Here is a 20,393-nt window from a genome sequence, read left to right as displayed (position 1 = left end):
GACGGCTCGCCACGGGAGATGTCAGAGAAAGAGCTATCGGTCGTTTTCCGAACCGGATCGCTCGTCAGCGGTCGATCCGGACGATTCCGGGATCGGATCGACTTCGGCGTCGGCTCGAGCGCTCGCGTCCTCCGGGTCGACTTCGGCGTCCGTCCGCCCGTCCACATCGTCGGGATGCAGTTCGAACCCGGAGTCGTCCTCGGTCAATTCGGTCGGGTCGCCCTCGAGACCGCGATTCGTGGCCTCGTCGGATGTCGCGTCGTCGATCCGATCGTGGTCGGTCTCGCCCGTTTTCGGATCCGTCTCCGCCCGGTTTCCCGAGAGGTGTTCTCCCTCGAGTCGAACCGTCTCGTCGGTGATCTCGGCGACCCACTCGCGCTCGAGCGGCATCGTCACGTCCGCGTTGCTGTCCCAGCCGAGCGAGGATTTGATCGTGTCGACGATTCCCTCCGCCGGCCGAACGTGGGCAACGTCCTCGTCGACGGCCGTGATCGTTCCGATCAGTTCGCCGGTCGCGTTCACGACGGATTTGCCACGATCCTCCAGTGAAAACCTGGGAGCCATACGCTCCGGTTCCAGCACTCGAGGCAAGCAGCTACTGCCTGCAACAGCCGGGGGCGGATATCGACGTCGACTCCGTCCGACGGTCGTCGTCGACCGGAGGTTTCATAGGGATTATCGTAGCCTCCCGGAGGTCTCGGAACCGGGCCCTCGACACTGTGTCTCGGTTCTTCAGCGGGAAACTATGAACTCCTACGATAATCCCTATCAGTCGAGGGTGGCAACTCACCGACCGAGACGACTTCGGTCGCCCCGACCGCGAATCCGGCAGCGCTGGCGATTGCCGCCATCAGCTCACGACGTCACCGCCTTTGAGTACCGACTCGACCGCGTCGACGTCGTACCTGTAAGGGAGATGCGCGTGCGTCGGCGCGTCGAGAACGACGAGATCGGCCGGTGATCCGACCTCGAGGGTCCCGAGCCCCCCCTCACGATCGAGCGCGGCGGCACCGTGGGCGGTGATCCCGAGGACCGCCTCTGCCGGAGTCATACCGACCCCGACGCAGGCCAGCGTCGCGGCAAAGCCCATGCTCAGCGCGTAGCAGTTCGGGTTGAAGTCAGTCCCGATCGCGGGGACCGCATCGCGCTCGCGGTAGGGCTCGAGATCCGGGTACTCGCCGCCGAGTCCGAAGGCAGTGCCGGGCAGCAGTACCGGTGTGACGTCCTCGGAGAGGAGCGCATCGATATCCGCGTCCGTCGACTGGAGGAGGTGATCGGCGCTCGCGGCCGAGACGTCAGCGGCGAGTCGCGTCCCGCCGAGGTTCGCGAACTCGTCGGTGTGGATCTTCGGCGTCAGTCCGTACTCGGTGCCGGCCTCGAGGATCCGACGGGATTGCTCGACCGAGAACACGTCCTCCTCACAGAAGACGTCGCAGAACTCGGCGATTCCCTGGTCGGCGACTGCTGGCAGTTGCTCCTCGATCACGCGGTCGGTGTAGCGCTCGGCGTCGCTCCCGCCCGGGACCGCGTGAGCACCCATAAACGTCGGGACGACGTCGACGGGGTGGCTCCGATCGGCGCGGTCGATCGCCGAGAGAGTTTTTAGTTCGGTCTCGACGTCGAGGCCGTAGCCCGATTTGACCTCTACCGTCGTCGTTCCGCGTGCGAGCATTGCGTCGAGGCGCTCACACAGGTCCGCGACGAGGTCGTCCTCGGGCGTCTCTCGAACCGCCCGAACCGTCCGCAGAATGCCGCCGCCCTCGGCGAGAATCTTCTGGTAGCTCTTTCCCCTGAGCTTCGCCGCGAACTCGTCCGACCGATCCCCCGCGAATACCGCGTGCGTGTGTGGATCGACGAAGCCGGGGAGGACACAGCCACCGTCCGCGTCGACGGCAGTTTCCGCGTTTTCGGGTGGATACTCCCGGGCGAGTTCGTCGCCGTCCCCGACCGCAACGACGCGCCCGTCCTCGAAGACGACCGCGCCCTCGCCCTCGAGTCGCAGCGGGCCGGGTTCGGTCGCCGCGAGTTCGTCCCTTGGGCCGTCGCCGGAAGTCGTCACCGTCTCGTCCGGCCCGACGACCAGTTCGTTCGCACCGTAGACGATGCCGTACTGCGACTCAGTCATCGCGATCACCCAGATAACCGGCCACTCCGTGTGCGATCGTCCGCGCCGCCGCGTCGACGGTACGTCCGCCCGTCTCGAGCGGCGGTGCACACTCGACGACCTCGAGTCCGGCGAGTCGATCGTTCGCCGCGAGCGCGGATACCAGCGCGAACAGTTCGCGGGTCGAGAGGCCACCAGGCGTGGGGGCGCTGACCCCGGGTGCAGCCGTCGCGTCCAGGACGTCACAGTCGACGCTCAGGTAGAGGTGATCGATATTGCCGACCGCGTCCCTGACGGTTGCCGCAACGTCGTCGACGCCACCCTCGAACGCGTCGGCGGGAACGATCGTCCCGCCCCGCTCCTGGACGAACTCGACGTACGGACTCGAGGTCTCGAAGTGGCGCACACCGACGGGGACGTACGTCTCGAGGCCGGCCTCGAGCAGTTGCCGGTAGGGCGTCCCGCTGGTCGGCCCGTCGCGGAGTTCGCGACAGTCGAGATGTGCGTCGAGGTTGACGACCGCGACGTTCCCCGTCGAGAGCAGCGGCGAGACGTTGGGTGCGGAAAGCGAGTTGTCGCCGCCGAGGAATACCGGAACTGCACTCGAATCGTGAACCCATTTGGCGACGTCGCGGATCCAGTCGTGGACCTCGGAAACGCTCCCGTCGGGCAACTCGAGGTCGCCCAGGTCGCCGATTCGGACTTGCGATGGTTCCCCGTCGCCGTTCGCGTCGAGAGTCGGATCTCCCGCGGTCAGGTGGGCGGTCTTCACGCCGGCGAGCGAGCGACGAATCGCGGCGGGTCCTTCGCGTGCCCCCCGTCGGCCGATCACGGCACCGTCGTAGGGTTCGCCGACGAGGACGACGTCGCAGTCGTCGGCTCTCCCGGGATCGACGGCCTCGATACCGTCGCCGAACTGTCTGTCGTTCGGATCGCTCGAGGAGCCGCGCCACCCCTCCCAGTCGGGACGGCTGAACGCGGGTTCCTCCCCACGCTCGCCGTCGAGTCCGCGGTTGGTGGATGGAGGGTTCATTCTCCGCTCGCCTCCCGCATGGGAATCCGAACGCCCGATCGCTCGGCTTCCTCGAGTGCGTCCTCGTAGCCGGCGTCGGCGTGACGGATTACGCCGCTCCCTGGGTCGGTGGTGAACACCGCGGCCGCCTTCTCGGCTGCGAGGTCGGTCCCGTCCAGCACGACGTGGTTGTTCGCGTGGACCGCGTTACCGATACCGACGCCGCCGCCGTCGTGAACGCTGACGATGTCCGCCCCGGCGGCGCAGTTGAGCAGGGCATTGAGTATCGGCCAGTCCGCGACGGCGTCCGTCCCGTCTTTCATGTCCTCGGTCTCGCGGTTCGGGCTGGCGACGCTTCCCGCATCGAGGTGGTCTCGAGTGACGACGATCGGCGCAGTGATCTCGCCGTCGGCGACGAGGTCGTTGATCCGGAGGGCAAAGCGCGCGCGTTCGGTCAGTTCCCCCCGCTGGTCGTCCGGCCGTTCGTACCGCCCATCGGAGTCGTCCGTTTCGTACCCGAGCCAGCAGACCCGACTCGGCAGCCCCTGGAACTGGACCCGCTCCTGGGCGAGTTCGATCCAGCGGCGAAGGTGATCCTTCTCGGGAAACAGTTCGAGAACCGCCTCGTCGGTCCGGTGGATGTCTTCGGGGTCGCCCGACAGTGCGAGCCACCGGAACGGGCCCTTCCCTCGACAGAACTGCGGGCGGATGTACGCGGGGACGAATCCGGGGAAGTCGAACGCCGACTCCATTCCGCGCTCCTCGCGTACTTGCCCGCGGATGTTGTTGCCGTACTCGAAGGCGATCGCTCCCCGATCCTGCAACGAGAGGATCCCGTCGACGTGGCGCTCCATCGTCTCGAGGGACTCCCCGACGTAGCGCTCGGGGTCTTGCTCACGGAGCCGATCGGCCTCTTCGACTGCGTATCCCGACGGATAGTACCCCTCGAGGGCGTCGTGGGCGCTCGTCTGATCGGTAACCACGTCCGGGACGAACCCGCGTTCGAGCAGCCCCTCGAGCAGATCGGCGGCGTTGATCCGGACGCCGACGCTGTAGGGCTCACTCGCAGCGGCGGCCGCCTGACACCGGTCTATCGCCTCGGCGAGATCGTCGATCCGCTCCATGCAGTAGCCGGTTTCCACCCGCCGATCGATCCGGTCTCCGTCGACTTCGGCGGCGAGACAGACGCCGCGATTCATCGTGACCGCGAGCGGTTGTGCACCCCCCATTCCGCCGAGCCCGCCGGTGACGACGATCCGCCCCTCGAGATCCCCGTCGAACTCCTGGCGAGCCAGTTCCGCGAGCGTCTCGAAGGTCCCCTGGAGGATCCCCTGTGTGCCGATGTACGCCCACGATCCGGCGGTCATCTGCCCGTACATGATCAGCCCCTCGGCTTCGAGTTCGTGGAAGTGCTCCCAGGTGTCCCAGTTGCCGACGAGGTTGGAGTTGGCGATCAGTACCCGCGGTGCGCGTTCGTGGGTTCGAAACCGACCGACGGGCTTGCCCGACTGGACCAGCAACGTTTCGTCGGCGGCGAGTTCCCGAAGCTCCTCGAGGATCGCGTCGTATGCGTCCCACGATCGCGCCGCACGACCGGTGCCACCGTAGACGATCAACTCTTCGGGTTTCTCGGCGACCTCCGGGTCGAGGTTGTTGTTGAGCAGGCGGAACGCGGCTTCCTGTCGCCAGCCCCGACACTCACGATCCGTCCCCGTGGGAGCACCCTGATACTCGCGCCACTGTTCGCTCGGCGCGGTGGAGTCGTCGCGGTTCGATTCGGTTGCCATAGGCAGTAGACGACGTCTCTACTCAAGACGGGGACGGCTCCGTTCGGAGTGGGGTTTATGTGCGATCCCGTCTATCGCTGGCACGTGTACGAGGCCACGTTCAGCATTCGTGACTCGGGGCCGTACACCGAGTCGACGAGAGAGGCGGACTGTCGAATCGAACTGTGGTGTAACGAGCACGCCGACCTCCTCTACGTGAGCGGACCGGCCGTCGACCCCGTCACCGACCGGGTCGAGTCGGAGGTCGGCCTCGAGGAGCGACTCGACGGGACGGACGAAACGTTGCTTGTGACGAGTTCGTGTCTGAAAGCGAACGACGAGGCGACCATCGAAACGTATATGCGACGGAACAATTGCCTCCTTTTACCACCGATCCGATACGAAAACGGCCGGAAGATCTGTCGCATCCTCGCACTCGACTCGCGCGCGCTCACGGACGTCTACGAGGGACTTCACGCCGACGAACTCGACGTCGACGTCCGTTCGAAAGGCGAGATTCGGTTTCCGACGTCGTCCTCACAACTGTTCGGCCTCGAGGACGTCGTTCCAGACCTCACGTCCCGCCAGCGAGAGACGCTTCTTTCGGCCGTCGAAAACGGTTACTACGAACTGCCCAGGGAGACGACGACGGACGCGCTGGCCGCCGAACTCGGTATCAGCCGTCGGACGGCCGAAGACCACCTACGACGAGCGGAACGGAAACTCATCACGTCCCTCGCCACGCACATCTCCTGAGACGGTTTACTGTGAGTTATTTCCGAGGACCGCAGGACGGCACCCGGTCGCCCCGGTACACAGTGACAGCAATCCGTATGAATCGAGGTCAACAATCGCACCCGCCCTGTTCGAGGAGGTCTCTGACAGTGTACTGCTGACGGCAGTCCTTACACGAGACCGTCACGTTGACGAGGACGTCGAATTCGCCGACGTCGAGAACGTCGTTGCGGGCGAGTTGCGCGATCGTGTCCTCGGTAACCACGGCGGTTCGATTTCGAAGGGCACCGAGTTTGTCCCGGCTTCGCTCGAGTCGTTCCTCGTCGCTCGGCGACTCGAGGGACGCCTCGAGACAGTTCGTCAGGTGGTTGTAGACGGTCTGGTGGGAGACGAAGTCGCTTTCGACGTCTTCGACCGGAACGGAATCGCGCTCGAGTTCTTTCCGTGTCTGCACCTGCGTCCCGCTGCTGACGTCTTCGCCGGTGAGCAGCCGGTACGTGTTCTCGACTTCGCCGTCTTTGTACTGTAATCCGGCGTCGTCGAGCGCGGCCTCGAGAACGCGCTGATTGACGTGCTCTGCGAGATCACGAGTACTGTAGCGTTGATCGGTCCTATCGGTCCAGTAGCGGACGAGTTCGCCGTCGAGGTCGGCGAGTTCGTATCGCTGGGAGATCCGGCCGACCTTGCACCCACACGTCATCTCGGACTCTTTGGTGCTTGATTCGCTCACTGATTGACGTAGCCGGTTCGAGCCCAAAAACGTTCCGGACCACCACACGGTCGTCTCACGTGGTGATTGCGGGAGAACAGACGACGCGACTGGACTGCGCTACGCACGAAAGGGGAGCCGTCTGATCCATCAGCACCGTTCGGTTCGTCAACAGGATCGCACCCCGAATTTCGGGTCAGTTGGCCGTAAGGATGCGGGATTCGTTTACAACCATATGAACGTAATCACAGGTGACAACGGTGTTTTTTGCCGATCGGTTGACCGATCGTACGAGGAGAACCCACCGGTCGAACGATCAGTCCAGTGTGGATCTGAGACGCAGTTCTCGACCGTCACCACACTCCCGATCGCCTGTGGCTGTGAGATCAGTATATAGGCTGCGCGATCGGTATATATCTCGTGTTAGTTGTCGCTACAATGGAATCATTCCAAAAGAAACGATATCGTTTCACAGTAGAGAGTTGGCGGGAGATCTGTTTCCTCGAGAGACGGCTATCGATGAACTCAGCCGAGCCCACGCTGATCGCTGATGGGCCAACACGATAACCGTACTCGAGGTCGCAAAACGGTGATGAGGCGGTCGACCGGAACCGAGACCGCCTCGTCGACTCGAGAAACAGGGAGCAGTGGTGTCATCTAACGGCCCGTATGAAACGATCGAACAGTTCGATATGCGGTTATGTATACCACTAGATCAACTTTTAAATCTGATATTTTCGGATTCCACTGCAAAGTTACGGATGCCAGCATCGGGGAGATCTCGAGGCGACGGACACGGCCCCCACCGGATTTCTTTCCGGGTGTCCAGATTTTCGAAATAGTGACGACCACGGCGAAAGTTGATTGTCCGTGGGAGGACGAGGTCGCCGGTTCCTCGCGCTTTCACAAGAAGAGGAGATACGGGAGCGACAGCCGCCACTGAACGTCACTGCACGTCCGTTCGCTCACGGGCCGTTCCTCCCCGCTCGCCATTCCGCGGTTCTCGCTCACTTCGGTCGCTCACGGGTCGTTCCTCCCCGTTCGCTGTTTCGCGGTTCTCGCTCGAGCGAGAACCGCGTACACCTCGTGCGATCAGGTGTGCAGTGACGTCCAGTGGCTACGATAGATATGAAAATAGACGTGTTCGTCCACTACTCAGTGAACTGATCTAACGTCGTATCCAACCCGTTTCGGACCTCGCGTACCAGCGCACCGTCGATATCGAGATCGAGAACGTCGACGGCAGCCCGACCGACGCGCTCGAGCAGTTCCGGCGGTGAGTACACCCCAAGTCGCCACTGGGAGTACTGGGCAGTTCGGAGCGCTTCGACCAGCGGTGATTGCTGCTCGAGGCGTCGGATATCTCCATTGACTACGACGCGTGAGGACGATTCGGTCATCTTCGGTCGTCGTGGGACGTCGAGAATCACGTCGTCGGGACCGACCCCCGCTTCGGCCCCGATCTCTTTTTCGAACTCGCGGATCGACCCGTGGTCGGCTTCGATGATACCACCAGGGACGTCGTCGATTTCGGCCCAGACGGCCCGCTTGAACAGATCCCGATGATCGAGACGCCGCGAGAACTCTGCCGTCTCCTCGGCCGACCGCAACGCGACGAGCAGGTCCGCATCGTCCATCCGCTGGAGAGTGTGTGCATCGATATCGGTCGACTCGAGGAGCTGTTCGGCACCTCGGCGGAGCATCGCCTTGCTGATTCGGGCGACGCTGTGGCTGTAGACTGTCGGGTTCATCAGCGCTCGTGCGACCAGCAAACTCTCGGCGGACTGGACGTTTCCCTCGCCGAGGACCAGTTCGCCGTCGACGAACGTGAGTTCCCGGACGAGCCGGCCGTGGTCGATCGTTCCGTACGGAACGCCAGTGTGGTGGGCGTCCCGAACGAGGTAGTCCATCCGGTCGACGTCGAGTTCCCCGGACACCAGTTGTCCAAACCGCCCCTCTCCGGCGATCAGGTCTGCGATGCGCTCCGGCTCGAGGCCGTGGTCTTCGAGGACCGTTCCGACCGCACCGTCGGTCAGGAGGTCGTGAACGTCGTCGTGGTACCGTCCAGTCCGCCGGTGGGTCAGCGACTCGAGGTTGTGGCTAAACGGCCCGTGACCGACGTCGTGGAGCAACGCGGCCGCCTGGACGCGTTTCGCTTGCCGGCCGTCGACGCCGAGTTGCTCGAGGGCCTTACAGGCGAGATGATAGACGCCCAGGCTGTGTTCGAAGCGGGTGTGATTGGCGGAGGGATAGACGAGCGAGACGGTGCCGAGCTGGCTGATGCGCCGAAGCCGCTGGAGTTCGGGCGTATCGATGAGATCGCGCGCGACACCGTCGACCTGGATGTGGTCGTGGACGCTGTCTTTGATGACTTTCATTGCCGGCGTTTCGACCGGTTCGTACAAAAACCGTCGGACGGCCTACCAGCCGTCGATCCCCGCCGAAAACCGGTATCGACTTTATCGGTGCGTCCGAACGACCGCTATGACCACCCCCTGGCTCATGACGGTTGCGCTGTTCGTGATCGTCATCCTCTGTCTGATCGCCCTGCTGTACATCTCGACCCAGTGGGAGTAATATAAGCCACCGTCACCTGACGCGTCCCCGTTTACTTTCCTCGCGTCCGTCTCGTTGTACGTGACCGAACTCACGATTCCACAGGACACCGACGGGACTCGCGCGGCGGAACTCGTCCAGGAGCACGTCGAGGTCGGCGACAGAGTCGAGATTCGCGAGGCCGAGCGCACCGGAAGCGGCGACCCGGAGATTACCGGCGAGGTGACCGGAATCGAACCCGGCTACCTCGAGCTCGACGGACAGCCGCTCAACGAAGGGAGCGTTCGCTACGACGAGATCCACACCGTCGTCAGGCTCGAGTCCGAGTAACTCCGCCCGAGCGACCGGCTTCGCCGATCGCATTCCAGGGCGTTCGCTCGATTCGACGTCGCTCCCTCGTCGGCGGGAGCGGTCCCCTCGAAAATCCGATTCAGATCACCGATGGCGAAACCCACTCGCCACGGTCGTCGCTCTCCTCGATCGCCGAGAGGACGCGCTGGGCGGCCAGACCGTCCTCGAAGTTCGGTCTGAACTCCCCGTCCTCGCGGTCGCCCGCGACCGCCCGCAGGAACTCGGCGTTCTCGTGGACGAACGTGTGCTCCCAGCCGAGGACGTGCCCCGGCGGCCACCAGTGATCGACGTACGGGTCGTCCTCGTCGGTGACCAGGATCGTCTCGTACCCACGGTCGTCTCCGCGGAGCACCTCGAGTTCGTTCAGCCGCTCGAGGGAGAACCGCAGGCTCCCCTCGGAGCCGTGAATCTCGATCGTGTGATCGTTCTTGTGTCCCGTCGCGAACCGGGAGGCCTCGAGCGTTCCCATCGCGCCGTTTTCGAACGCGAGCTGGGCGGAGTAGGCGTCGTCGACGGTTACTGTTCGAGTTTCGGCGTCGTCGACTCCGCTTTCGCTCCCTTCGACCGGCCGCTCCTCGACGAACGTCCGCAGGTGGCCGCTGATGCGTTCGATCTCGCCGGCCAGCTCGTCGCTTCCGACCAGAAACCGGACGAGATCCACCGTGTGCGAGCCCAGATCGCCGAGCGCCCCCGAGCCGGCCAGTTCCTCGTCGTTGCGCCACGACCACGGCGCGTCTGGATCGACGAGCCAGTCCTGGAGGTATCGCCCCCGAACGTGGTGGATCTCGCCGAGTTCGCCCGCCTCGAGCAGCCCCTTTGCGTACCGGATCGCGGGGACGAACCGGTAGTTGAACGCACAGCCCGCGGGGACGTCGTCGCCGGCTTCGCGCGCCGCCTCGGTCATTTGTTCGGCCTCCTCGAGCGTCGGCGCGAGCGGTTTCTCGCAGAACACTGGCGTCCCCGCCTCGAGGGCGGCTATCGACGGTTCGGCGTGGACGTGGTTCGGGCCGAGGTTGTAGAAGACATCGACTTCGTCGACGACGGACTCCCAGTCAGTCGAGGTCGATTCGAACCCGAGACGGCCGGCCGCTTCCGACAGCGCCTCCTCGTCTCGGCCGACGAGCACGCTCCGTTCGACGTCCGGCGCGTCCGGAAAGAACATCGGGAGCCGCGCCATCGCGTTCGCGTGTGCCTTGCCCATGAACCGGTAGCCGAGAACGCCGACTGACAGCGTCATGTGGACACTCCCAACAGCGATCGATAAAGTACCACCGCCCCGGGACGCACGTCGATATTCTCACACCGGTGCGCTGATACGGATTGCTGTACGATGCTTCCGAAGACCGGGCACCGTCACGCGGTCGCTCCGGTACAGTAATCCGTATCAATCCGTCCAGTAGGCCTCACCCGGCTCGGTTTCGAACACTGCCCGGTGGAGCAGTTCGATCGCCTTCTCGAGGCCCTCGCGGGAACTCGTCAGCGAGTCCTCGTGTTCGATGCTCAGGACGTCGTCGTAGCCGACCATCCGCAGCGTCGAGACGAGGTCCTTCCAGTGGGACTCGTCGTGGCCGTAGCCGACGGAGCGAAACAGCCACGATCGATCGATCTCGTCGTCGTAGGCCGTCGTATCGAGCACCCCCTTCAGCCGCGCTTGCTCCTCGTAGACGCGGGTGTCCTTGGCGTGGAAGTGGTGGATCGCGTCTCGCCCGCCGAGAAACCGGATCGCGTCGGTGACGGAGATTCCCTGCCAGTAGAGATGCGAAGGGTCGAAGTTCGCGCCAATTCGGTCGTTCGTCTCCTCGCGCAGGCGTGCCATCCCGCTTGGCTCGTAGACCAGCATGTTGGGGTGCATCTCGATCGCCACGTCGACGCCGTGATCTGCGGCGAACTCGGCGAGATCCCCCCAGTACTCGAGGGCTACCTCCCACTGGTACTCGAGCGCGTCGGCGTGTTCGGGCGGCCACGGAGCCGTGATCCAGTTCGGAACCTCGTCGTCCGGACCGCCCGCGGGGAGGCCGGAGAAACAGGTGACCGTTCCGATATCGAGCTGGGAGGCGAGTTCGATCGCCTCCCTGAGTTCGGTGTCGGCCGCCGATGCTCGCTCGTCGTCCGGATGAAGGGGGTTGTTGTGCGTCGCGAGCGCGCTGATCCGCATCTCGTAGGTCTCGAGCAGTTCGTGCAGTTCCGCCTGGGCGTCGTCGTCGTCCAGGTACTCCGCCCGGACGAGGTGGTCGTCGCCGGGGTGGCCGCCGACGCCCGGTTCGATCGCGCCGACGCCGTGCTCAGAGAGGTACGAGAGCGCGCCCTCGAGCGATTCGTCCGAAAGCGGTGGCGTGTGAACACCGATCTCCATGGGACGGGCTACACGAGCCATCGACTAAGTGATTCCTTCCGTCGGTTCGACCGACAGTTCGGCGAGTGACAATGCGGCTGGCTCCATACGGTCTACTATGAGTCTGTACCGGTCGGTCGCAGAACGGCGCGCGGTCGACCGGCAATCAGTCGTAGCAGACCGTATCACTCGAGCATCGACTCGAGATCGCTCCTGTCCGGAAGGGCCGTCATCGCTCCGGATGCGGTCGTCGCCGCCGCGCCGACCGCGTTGGCGAACGCGAGCGTCTCCTCGAGGTTCCGGTCCTCGCGCATCCCGGCGATAGCGCCGGCGACGAACGCGTCCCCCGCTCCCGTCGCGTCGACGACGTCGACCTCGTAGCCGGCGTGGAGGGCCTTCGCCTTCGACCACGGTGACTCCGCCGCCGCGACCGCGACCGCGACCGAGCCGGCCGAACCCCGCGTCGCGAACACCGTATGCGGGCCGGCGTCGAGAGCGTCTCGAGCGAGGGAGGCGACTGACTCGCCGTCGAAGCCAAGCGCCTCGAGTTCCGCGCGGGTGGCCTTCAGCACGTCGACGTCCGCAAGCGCGTCGAGAACGAACCGCCGGAACGTCCGCCCGTCCGGCCACAGTTCCGGCCTGGCGTTCGGATCGAACGACGTCGTACAGCCCCGCTTTGTGCCCCGATCGAGCAGATCGAACGTCGCCTCGCGCGACCTGCCGCTCGAGAGCGTGACGCCACCCGCGTGGATCCACTCGAGATCCTCGAGCGTCGAGTCTCCGATCCGACCGGGCTCGAGGCGGGTATCTGCGGTATCGTCGCGGTAAAACGAGAAACTGCGGTCGCCCGAGTCGTCGTGAGTGACGAACGCGAGCGCCGTCTTCGCCTCCTGATCCATCTCGAGAAAGCGATCGGGAAGGCCACGCTCCGCGAGCGTGTCTCGAAGGAATCGCCCGAACGGATCGTCGCCGACTCGAGTCCAGAACGCCGGCGCGTGCTCGAGGCGAGCGAGCGCAACGGCGACGTTCGCCGGCGCACCGCCGGCGCGACGGCGAAAGCCCTCGACCGATGAGATCGGTCCGGGCCGAACGGGAATGAAGTCGACGAGCGCTTCGCCGGCGACGAGGATATCGTGGCTCATCTATCAGGTTCCCGTGATCGCTCGCGTCGCGTCCGGACTCGCGGTCGCGACGTCGCGTGCTCTGGTATTTCCCGCCGGCTCGAGTCGCGCTCTTTCGTTAACTCGAGTCGCGTCCTCTCCGATTCGAGTCGCGTCCTCTCCGGTTCGAGTCGCGTCCTCTCGTCGACTCGATCGTTCCGGGATCAGTCGTCGGCCGGCGTCGGCGCACCGCGCTCGACGTCGATTTCGCCGGCGTCGAGTTTCGCCTCAACGTTGCGAGCGGCCTCGACCATGTTCGCCATCTTGCCGTAGGCGACCTCGCGGTCCAGAAGCTTGACGCCGCAGTCCGGCGAGAGAACCAGCTGTTCCGGGGGAACGACCTCGAGTCCTTTCAGGATGTTCCGCTCGATCTGCTCGACAGACTCGGCCTCGCCGACGTGGACGTCGGTGACGCCGAGCGCAAGGTCTTTGGTGAACTCGGGGTCTTTGAAGACGTCGAGCTGGTCGTAGTCGCCGTTGGCGAGCTCGAGGTCGAACTCGTCGACGGGGAACTCGAGGATTTCGGGGTAGATCCGGGAGTAATCGCCGTAACAAACGTGGAGGCCGATCCTGACGTCCTCGGGGATGTCCGCGACGATGTGCTCGAGCGCTTCGCCGACGATGGCGTGGTCGTCCGGGGTCGTCGCGAGCGCGGGTTCGTCGATCTGGATGTAGCGTGCGCCGGCCTCGACTAGCTTTTCGATCTCCTCGTTGACGAGGTCCGCGAGGTCGTATGCGAGTTCGGCATCGTCCTCGTAGGCTTCGTTGAACGACCAGCTCGCGAGCGTGTACGGTCCCGTGATGGGGACCTTGACCGGCCGATCGGTCGCGGCGGCGGTGAACTCGTACTCGTCGACGAGCCAGCTTTCGTCGTACTCGACGTCGGTGACGACGCTCGGCTTGTCGAAGTAGTTGTGCCCCCAGACCTTGACGGGGCCGTTGAACTCGTAGCCCTCGATCCGGTGAGCGAAGAACTCGACCATCTCGTTGCGGCGCATCTCGCCGTCGACGACGACGTCCAGGCCCGCGCGTTCGTGCTCGTTCGTGATCAGGCGGGCGGCGTCGTCTTTGGCTTCCCGATAGTCGTCCTCGTCGAAGCCGTGGTCGGGGTCCTCGTACAGTTCTTTCGCGCGGTTCAACCACTTCGGCTTCGGGTAGGAGCCGACGACGGTCGTCAGCAGGAAGTGGTCGTTCTCGTGATCGGTCGGTCGGAACTGGTCTTTGTTCTCGTTCGTGGTCATGCTGCTTTCACCTCCGCGAGCTCCGCGGCGTCCGCCAGGACGGCGAGTTTCTCCTCGTATTTCGCGTACGGAAGGTAGAACGTCTCCGTGTTGGTCGTCAGATAGATCGTTTCGAACTCCGAGACCGGAACCCGTTCGGTGACCCAGTCGACCCGATCGCGGACCGCGTCCGCGTCCTCGACGAGCGTGCTCTGCCCATCGACGAGTCCGAGCGAGACGTCGTCGGTCGCGCCGTACTCCTGTACGTTGTAGAGGTTATCCTCCTGATTCGCGACGAAGTCGAAACCGACCGCGTCGATATCGGCGTCGAGCAGGTGAGCGTACACCTTCTCCTCGAGTGCGCCCCAGTAGGGCTGGACGACGACGTCGGCGTCCGTCGCGTTCGCCACGCGGTCGATCGCTTCGCTCGCGCGTTCGTCGAGTCCGTCACCGGGAGCGTCCTCCACGAGAGAGGGCTCGAGAAGGTACAGGGTCTCGTGGGCGGGAAACGCCTCGAGTTCGCCGGCGAGGAAGTCGGCGACCGCGCCGAGGAATTCGACCTCGTCGCCGTAGTGCTCGTCCGTCGCGAGTTCGGCGAGCGAGTACGGGCCGGGAAGGACGGCCTGAAGGTCGTCGTCTACCAGTTCGGTCGTGGCCTCGAGTTCCGATGCGACGTCGCCAGAAAAGTCCAGATCGTCGGTGACGACCGGCTCTCGATAGAAGTTGTTGTTGTCGTAGTACCGAACGATGCCGTGGGTTTCGACGGCGTCGTGGACCGCGAGCGGGTGGGCGAGCATATCGTCCCACCGGAGCTGGCCCTCGACGACGCGATCGAGGCCTGCCTCTCGCTGGACGTCGATTACTTCCTCGCGAGCTTCCTCGTAGGCCGCGGTGATCTCCCCACCTTCGTCGCCGCTGATGAGATCGTGCTTCTGGTGGCCTTTGAGGTCCGAGAGGTCGTCTTTCGCCCAGTCGGGAAGCGGAAAGAGTCCCGTCGTAGTCGACACGTACTCAGTCATCGTAGGTCCGGCTAGGCTATACCGACGCTTAATATTTTCCATCCACTCTCATACGCGCCAGTAATTCTTGCAGGTTCTTTCGCGCTCGTTCGTTCTCATGATTGATGGTGACACGCCACTAACTGCCGGCTATGTCGGAACGCCCTGGTCTCGAGGACGTCGACGAAATCGTCCACGAACCGGACGACCGGTTCGCCGAGTCGACCAACGTCGCCGCGTTCATGCACGAATACGATATCGACGACTACGACGCGTTGATCGAGCGGACGACCACCGACCGCGAGGACCTCGCGGAGTCGGGCCTCGAGTGGTTCTGGGACGAGGTCGTCGACTACCTCGACATCGAGTTCGACGAGCCCTACGACGCCGTCCGGGACGACACCGAGGGGCCCCAGTTCACCGACTGGTACCCCGGCGGAAAACTCAACATCGCTCACAACGTCGTCGATCGCCACGCCGCCGTCGACGACCCCCGCCGCAACGCCGTCGCGACCATCTGGGAGGGCGAAGACGGCGATGTTCGGGAACTCACCTACCACGAACTCGAGCGCAAGTCGAACCGGGTGGCGAACGCACTCGAGGAGCGCGGGATCGAGACCGGCGACACGGTCGGCCTCTACATGCCGATGGTGCCGGAAGTCGTCTCGATTCTCTACGGCTGTTTCGAGGTCGGCGCGATCGCGGTTCCGATCTTCTCCGGGTTCGGCGTCGACGCCGTCGCCACCCGCCTCGAAGACGCCGAGTGCTCCGTACTTTTCACCGGCGACGGTTTCTACCGCCGCGGCGACCCGATCTTCCTCAAATCCTCGGCCGACGAGGCTATCGACCAGGCGGGACACGTCGAGCACACGATCGTCTTCGACCGACTCGGCTCGAGCGATCCGAAGAACGAACACGAGATCCCCTGGACCGACGACCGCGACGAGTGGTGGGCCGATGCCGTCGAGTCCTGCTCAGACCAGTACGAGACGAAATCGCTGCCCTCGAGCCAGGAGTCGATGCTGCTGTACTCGTCGGGGACGACGGGAAAACCGAAGGGAATCGTCCACACCCACGCGGGCGTCCAGATTCAGTGTGCCAAGGAAATCTACTTCGGCTTCGATCTACAGCCCGCGGACCGGTTTTTCTGGGTTTCCGATATCGGCTGGATGATGGGTCCCTGGACCCTGATCGGTACCCACACCTTCGGTGGCACCGTCTTCATGTACGAGGGTGCGCCCGATTATCCAGACCCCGACCGGTTCTGGGAGATGATCGACCGACACGGCCTCACCCAGTTCGGCATCTCCCCGACCGCGATCCGAGCGTTGCGCAAACACGGCGACGAGTGGCTCGAGGGACACGACCTCTCCTCATTGCGGATTCTGGGATCGACCGGCGAGCCCTGGGATCCCGAATCCTGGCGCTGGTTCTACGAGAACGTCGGCGGCGGCGAGTGCCCGATCATCAACATCTCCGGCGGCACCGAAATCTGTGGCTGTTTCCTCATGCCGATGCCCAACCAGCCGATGAAACCCTGTACCCTCGGCGGCCCCGGACTCGGCATGGATATCGATATCGTCGACGCCTCCGGGGACTCCGTCGCCGACGCCAACGAGCGCGGATATCTCGTCGCCCGCGACTCCTGTCCCTCGATGACGAAATCGCTGTGGTCGGGCGACGAACGCTACCTCGAGGAGTACTGGTCGACCTGGGAGAACGTGTGGGACCACGGCGACTGGGCTCAGAAGGACGCCGACGGCTTCTGGTTCCTCCACGGACGGGCCGACGACGCGCTCAACGTCGCCGGCCGCAAGGTCGGGCCCGCCGAAGTCGAGGGCGCGCTCATCGACCACGAGGCGGTCAACCAGGCCGCCGCCGTCGGCGCACCCGACGAAACCACCGGCACCGCCGTCGTCGCCTACGTCGTCCTCGAGCACGATTACGAGGAAAGCGACGACCTCCGCGAGGCGTTGCGTGAGCAGGTGGGCGAAGAACTCGGCAAGCCGTTCCGGCCCCGGGAGCTGATGTTCGTCGACGAGTTCCCCAAGACCCAGTCGGGCAAGATCGTCCGCCGGGTCGTCGAAGCCGCCTACACCGGCGACGAACTCGGCGACCTCTCGAGCATCGAAAACCCCGACGCCATCGAGACCCTCGAGGAGGCCCGGTGAGATTCGATCGGTGAGTACGGGGACGACAGTACCGATCGCTCTCGATTCGTCGGTATCAGTCGTCGGCGGGGGCGCTGACGCCTTTCAACGTAGAGCCGTAATCGGTATCGGCAGTGATCGTTTCGGGCTCCTCGACGACGTACAGCACGATCAACACCGTGACGATGTACTTGGTGATGATGTCGAGGACGCTGTAGCCCCAGGAGGTCATCCAGACCTCGAGCAGGGCGAAGCCCTCGACGCCGAGCGCCCAAAGGATCGGGTAGCCGAACCAGCCGACGACTGTCAGTATCTTCAGCTTCGTGAACAGGTCCGAGGTGCCTGCTCGGTCGGCCTCACGGGACCAGTCGACCAGGATGACGTAGACGATCACCAGGAAGAAACTCGAACTGAGCACGAACCACCACCAGCGCATGAGATACGAGGAGGTCGTTAGTGCAGCGGCCAGGCCGGTGACGCACATCGCGATCGTCATCGCGACTGTGGTCGTGATTTTCGTCAGGTTCGAGCCGGCGATCATCCCGAGAACGATCAGGATGAACGGCGTCGAGAACGTCCAGGTGAGGTAGCGCCCCCACATCGTGAGGACCTCCTCGCCCGCGAGCGGGTGTCCCGCCGGCATCTCGACGAAACTCAACGTCAACCCCGACGCGAGTCCGGTGTAACTCGAGATCGAAACGATCGATATCAGCATCGTCGCGACGACGATGAGTTTCGTGCGCGGATCGGTAATCCCGCGGGCCATCGCGAGGATAAAGAGGATCGTCAGACCCGCGAGGGCGATGTTCGCGACGAACGAGAGTGCGAGTAGCGTGTCCTCGAACACGAATTCGAAAATCTCCCGCTGCGTCTCCGGTGTCTGCAGGACGATGTCGCGTGTGGCGGCTCCCAGGAATCCGGTCGAGTTCATGACTATGGTATTACGTTTGTGTCCGGTGGAGGTGAACGAGAGTCCATACAGGTTAGGACGTCTGCCGGCAACCGTGAGTCCGGAACGTCGCCCGTGCGGCGTCGAACGACCTGATTCGACTCGAGCCGTCCCGTCTTAGCGCAGTTGCAAAACGGTCGCCAGTCGTCGCGCATCCTCACCCGCAATGAGGAGATGGCCGACTGCGGCGGTACCACTCCGCACGTCCAAACGCGTCCCGTCGGTCGTCGAGTCGCTGCTCGAAGAACGGTCGGATCTCTTCGCACCGTTCTGGACGGCGAGCAGGGCGTCGATCCGTCTGTCGGACAGTTATTCATCGAATTCACCGGCCGGACGTTGCTGTCGAAGGGAATAGATCGAATCGCTCTCGACGACAGGTTCGTCGGTCCGTTCACGACGCTCGTGAGAGCCAGAATACCGAGGACGGCTGGGACGACCACGGTCGTCATCTCGAGGCGTGCAGCGACGACTCCGACGGTGGTGCTTCCGAGTTCGATACCGAACGCGGTACCGGCGAAGACGACGCTGAGAACCATCGACAGAGCCGTCAACCCGGCGAGAGCGCCGAGAGGTGCGCTCACGACGGCTGTCCACGTCGGCAGGTTGCGATACCACGCGGAGAACTCCATACTCTACAGACGACGCCGACTGAAGTATTACTTTTTGATCATTTTCGTGTCTTTCCTCGTCGGCTATAGTAGCCACTGGAAGTCAATGCACACCTGATCGCACGATGGTTGTGCGATCAGTGTGTGAATAGTTCCAGTTGTGACTATAACTGTCGAGTGATGGCCGCCTCCCTGACACCGTCGTTCGGATCCCGTTACGTTTTACCCGGCCGGGCCCGAATCGTGGTTCAATGACTGCCCAGACCGTCCAGCAGGGCGACCTCGTGACCGTCATCGGCCTCGAGGTCCACGTCCAGCTGGAGACCGACACGAAGATCTTCTGTGGCTGTTCGACCGAGCAGACCGACGAGCCGAACGAGAACGTCTGTCCAGTCTGTCTCGGCTTGCCGGGTGCGCTGCCGGTGTTGAACGAAGGTGCCGTCGAGGCCGCCGTCAAGATCGGTAAAGCGATCGACGCCGACATTCCCGAAGAGACCCGGTTCCACCGCAAGAACTACTACTACCCCGACCTGCCGAAGAACTTCCAGATCACCCAGTACGACGAACCGATCTGTGCCGACGGCGAACTCGAGGTCGCGGTCGAGGGGAACCGGCGGACGATTACGATCGAACGCGCCCACCTGGAGGAGGATCCGGGCAGCCTCCAGCACGTCGGCGGCGGGATCGACACTGCCGACTACACCCTCGTCGACTACAATCGCGCCGGCACGCCGCTGATGGAGATCGTCACGGCCCCCGACTTCCGCAGCCCCAGCGAGGTCCGAGCGTTCCTCTCGGAACTCGAGGAAGTGCTCGAGTATCTGGGCGTCTTCGATGCCGAACGCGACGGGAGCCTGCGAATCGACGCCAACCTCTCGATCATATCGCACGAAGAGATCGACGGCGACGACGTCGACGAGATCGGTCCCGACGCGCTCGCGGCGGCCAACCGAACCGAGGTCAAAAACATCTCGAGTCACAAGGGGGCCGAAAAGGCCCTGGCTTACGAGGAGACGCGCCAGAAGAACGCGATCCAGCGCGGACGGGCGGTCGAACAGGAGACGCGACACTGGGACGAGGCCCGCGGCATCACGGTCTCGATGCGCTCGAAAGAAGAGGAGAAAGATTACCGCTACTTCGAAGAGGCGGATCTCCCGCCGCTTCGGGTGTCGGGCTGGAAGGAGAAGATCGCGATCCCCGAACTCCCCTCCGCCCGTCGCGAGCGCTTCGGCGACGAGTACGGGCTGGACGAGGAGGCCGCCTCGAAACTCACGTCGACGAAGCAGGTCGCGGACTTCTACGAGGACGTCGCAAGCGAGTTCGATCCCGACCTCGCGGCGACGTGGGTCGCGGACAACCTGCTTGGCGAACTCAACTACCGCGACATCGACATCACCGAGATCGAAGGCCGACTCGAGGAGGTTACCCGGCTCGTCGAACTCGTCGCGACCGACGAGATTACGGCGAAAAACGCCCGCGAGACGGTCCTCCGGTCGATGCTCGACGACGGTCGGACGCCCGACGAGATCGTCAGCGAGGAGGGGCTCGGAAAGACGGACGAAGACGAAGTGAAGCAGGCCGTCATCGAGGCGATCGACGAGAACCCCGACGCAGTCGACGACTACGAGGCCGGCGAGGACGGCGCGATCAACTTCCTCGTCGGACAGGTCATGCAAAAGACCGGTGGCAGCGCCGATCCGGGCGACGTCAACCAGTTGCTGCAGGGCGAACTCGAGGGGTAAC

General features: G+C 64.0%; 18 protein-coding genes. 6 read left to right on the top strand and 12 right to left on the bottom strand.

The genetic code is table 11. The annotated features are described in order from the left end of the window. Nucleotides 1-33: 33 nt before the first annotated feature. The 4 genes from EA473_RS14955 to hutU form a co-directional block, all read right to left on the bottom strand. The gene (locus tag EA473_RS14955; RefSeq protein ID WP_124196458.1) at nucleotides 34-564 is read right to left on the bottom strand and encodes a hypothetical protein; all 531 of its coding nucleotides are present in this window, start codon (nucleotides 562-564) and stop codon (nucleotides 34-36) included. A 286-nt stretch (nucleotides 565-850) separates the two neighbouring features. After that, entirely contained in the window at nucleotides 851-2,125 is a 1,275-nt protein-coding gene (gene hutI, locus EA473_RS14950) for an imidazolonepropionase (RefSeq protein ID WP_124196457.1), read from the bottom strand. Beyond that, a complete protein-coding gene (gene hutG / locus EA473_RS14945; RefSeq protein ID WP_124196456.1) occupies nucleotides 2,118-3,137 on the bottom strand; it encodes a formimidoylglutamase in 1,020 nt (339 codons plus the stop codon). Before hutG ends, hutI begins: the two co-directional genes overlap by 8 nt. After that, on the bottom strand, nucleotides 3,134-4,903 hold the full coding sequence (hutU, locus tag EA473_RS14940; protein WP_124196455.1) for a urocanate hydratase: 1,770 nt from the start codon (nucleotides 4,901-4,903) through the stop codon (nucleotides 3,134-3,136). The genes hutG and hutU overlap by 4 nt, the downstream gene beginning before the upstream one ends. Before the next feature lie 57 nt (nucleotides 4,904-4,960). On the opposite strand from hutU, the gene EA473_RS14935 reads away from it, so the two are divergent. Next, nucleotides 4,961-5,638 (top strand): helix-turn-helix domain-containing protein, encoded by a 678-nt coding sequence (locus EA473_RS14935; protein ID WP_341538995.1) that lies wholly within the window; start codon nucleotides 4,961-4,963, stop codon nucleotides 5,636-5,638. An 88-nt stretch (nucleotides 5,639-5,726) separates the two neighbouring features. Here the strand turns inward: EA473_RS14935 and rdfA are convergent, their stop codons facing one another. Together rdfA and EA473_RS14925 are read right to left on the bottom strand one after the other, a co-directional pair. After that, nucleotides 5,727-6,317: a rod-determining factor RdfA gene (gene rdfA, locus EA473_RS14930; protein ID WP_124196544.1), complete on the bottom strand. Its 591-nt coding sequence runs from the start codon at nucleotides 6,315-6,317 to the stop codon at nucleotides 5,727-5,729. Between the two features lie 1,160 nt (nucleotides 6,318-7,477). Next, nucleotides 7,478-8,704 (bottom strand): HD domain-containing protein, encoded by a 1,227-nt coding sequence (locus EA473_RS14925; protein ID WP_124196454.1) that lies wholly within the window; start codon nucleotides 8,702-8,704, stop codon nucleotides 7,478-7,480. On the opposite strand from EA473_RS14925, the gene EA473_RS14920 reads away from it, so the two are divergent. Beyond that, nucleotides 8,694-8,903 carry a hypothetical protein gene (locus EA473_RS14920; protein ID WP_124196453.1) on the top strand — a complete coding sequence of 70 codons (210 nt, stop codon included), beginning with the start codon at nucleotides 8,694-8,696 and terminating at the stop codon, nucleotides 8,901-8,903. The two genes, EA473_RS14925 and EA473_RS14920, sit on opposite strands and share 11 nt — an antisense overlap. A gap of 60 nt (nucleotides 8,904-8,963) precedes the next feature. After that, nucleotides 8,964-9,212, top strand: a complete 249-nt coding sequence (locus tag EA473_RS14915; protein ID WP_124196452.1) for a hypothetical protein — start codon at nucleotides 8,964-8,966, stop codon at nucleotides 9,210-9,212. Nucleotides 9,213-9,312: 100 nt separating this feature from the next. Here EA473_RS14915 and EA473_RS14910 read toward each other — a convergent pair whose 3' ends face one another. The 5 genes from EA473_RS14910 to EA473_RS14890 all read right to left on the bottom strand — a co-directional run bounded on the left by EA473_RS14910 (nucleotide 9,313) and on the right by EA473_RS14890 (nucleotide 14,964). Beyond that, a complete protein-coding gene (locus EA473_RS14910; RefSeq protein ID WP_124196451.1) occupies nucleotides 9,313-10,470 on the bottom strand; it encodes a Gfo/Idh/MocA family protein in 1,158 nt (385 codons plus the stop codon). A 147-nt stretch (nucleotides 10,471-10,617) separates the two neighbouring features. After that, on the bottom strand, nucleotides 10,618-11,586 hold the full coding sequence (locus tag EA473_RS14905; RefSeq protein ID WP_124196450.1) for a sugar phosphate isomerase/epimerase family protein: 969 nt from the start codon (nucleotides 11,584-11,586) through the stop codon (nucleotides 10,618-10,620). A 164-nt stretch (nucleotides 11,587-11,750) separates the two neighbouring features. Then, nucleotides 11,751-12,707 (bottom strand): carbohydrate kinase family protein, encoded by a 957-nt coding sequence (locus EA473_RS14900; RefSeq protein ID WP_124196449.1) that lies wholly within the window; start codon nucleotides 12,705-12,707, stop codon nucleotides 11,751-11,753. Nucleotides 12,708-12,889: 182 nt separating this feature from the next. Beyond that, nucleotides 12,890-13,966, bottom strand: a complete 1,077-nt coding sequence (locus EA473_RS14895) for a methionine synthase (protein ID WP_124196448.1) — start codon at nucleotides 13,964-13,966, stop codon at nucleotides 12,890-12,892. Continuing rightward, nucleotides 13,963-14,964, bottom strand: a complete 1,002-nt coding sequence (locus EA473_RS14890) for a 5-methyltetrahydropteroyltriglutamate--homocysteine methyltransferase (protein ID WP_124196447.1) — start codon at nucleotides 14,962-14,964, stop codon at nucleotides 13,963-13,965. The genes EA473_RS14895 and EA473_RS14890 overlap by 4 nt, the downstream gene beginning before the upstream one ends. A 131-nt stretch (nucleotides 14,965-15,095) precedes the next feature. Here EA473_RS14890 and EA473_RS14885 point away from each other — a divergent pair, with 131 nt between their 5' ends. After that, the gene (locus EA473_RS14885; protein ID WP_124196446.1) at nucleotides 15,096-17,114 is read left to right on the top strand and encodes an AMP-binding protein; all 2,019 of its coding nucleotides are present in this window, start codon (nucleotides 15,096-15,098) and stop codon (nucleotides 17,112-17,114) included. 55 nt (nucleotides 17,115-17,169) lie between these two features. On the opposite strand, the gene EA473_RS14880 is transcribed toward EA473_RS14885, so the two are convergent. Then, nucleotides 17,170-18,024, bottom strand: coding sequence for a bacteriorhodopsin (locus EA473_RS14880; protein ID WP_124196445.1), 855 nt, complete (start codon nucleotides 18,022-18,024; stop codon nucleotides 17,170-17,172). Nucleotides 18,025-18,378: 354 nt separating this feature from the next. Here EA473_RS14880 and EA473_RS14875 point away from each other — a divergent pair, with 354 nt between their 5' ends. Next, nucleotides 18,379-18,768 (top strand): hypothetical protein, encoded by a 390-nt coding sequence (locus EA473_RS14875; protein ID WP_124196444.1) that lies wholly within the window; start codon nucleotides 18,379-18,381, stop codon nucleotides 18,766-18,768. A gap of 133 nt (nucleotides 18,769-18,901) precedes the next feature. Beyond that, nucleotides 18,902-20,392, top strand: coding sequence for an Asp-tRNA(Asn)/Glu-tRNA(Gln) amidotransferase subunit GatB (gene gatB, locus EA473_RS14870; protein WP_124196443.1), 1,491 nt, complete (start codon nucleotides 18,902-18,904; stop codon nucleotides 20,390-20,392). Nucleotide 20,393 lies beyond the last annotated feature (1 nt).

Source organism: Natrarchaeobius chitinivorans (genome assembly GCF_003841505.1).
GTDB lineage: Archaea > Halobacteriota > Halobacteria > Halobacteriales > Natrialbaceae > Natrarchaeobius > Natrarchaeobius chitinivorans.
The sequence above is the reverse complement of the archived record's forward strand: the minus strand, read 5'-3'. Positions and strand labels throughout refer to the sequence as shown.